Annotated in this window: 1 pseudogene; it reads right to left on the bottom strand. The window is 60.0% G+C overall.

From position 1 onward, the window contains the following. Positions 1-219 precede the first annotated feature (219 nt). Positions 220-438, bottom strand: a pseudogene (locus tag J5M71_RS28685) (LysR family transcriptional regulator); the annotation flags it as partial.

Raw genomic sequence — 438 nt, 5'->3', positions numbered from 1 at the left:
GCGAAAATCCCGAACAGCAGCACGAACGCGCCATGCAGCCACGGGTTGTACAAAGGATGAATGGCCGCCCGGTAGCGGCTGCGAAATGCCTCGGTGGTCTGCCTCAACGCGTTTCACCTGCGGGTATTGTTGTTATACCCGGCAGATTAGCCGATCCGCTGACTTGTGCAGGACGAACCTTGCGGCCTTAAGCGCCATGCTCTGGACTGAGGCTGTCCGTCAGCTCAACGGATTCCAGCGCTGCGACCAGTCGTCATCGGTGCGGATCACTTCGCGCAACAGATCGAAGGCCTGTTGAAGCACTGCCGAGTCGCGATCACGGGAATACACCAGATAGGTCGGATAGCCGAATTCCGGCGCTTTGGTGACGGCTTCCAGGGCGCCGGTCTCCAGGTAAGTGCGCACAACGCGAGTGCGGAAATAGCCGCTGCCGCCATG

The organism is Pseudomonas sp. 43(2021), assembly GCF_017490805.1.
In the GTDB taxonomy this organism is placed as follows: Bacteria; Pseudomonadota; Gammaproteobacteria; order Pseudomonadales; family Pseudomonadaceae; genus Aquipseudomonas.
This window is presented reverse-complemented; position numbering and strand designations above follow the sequence as displayed.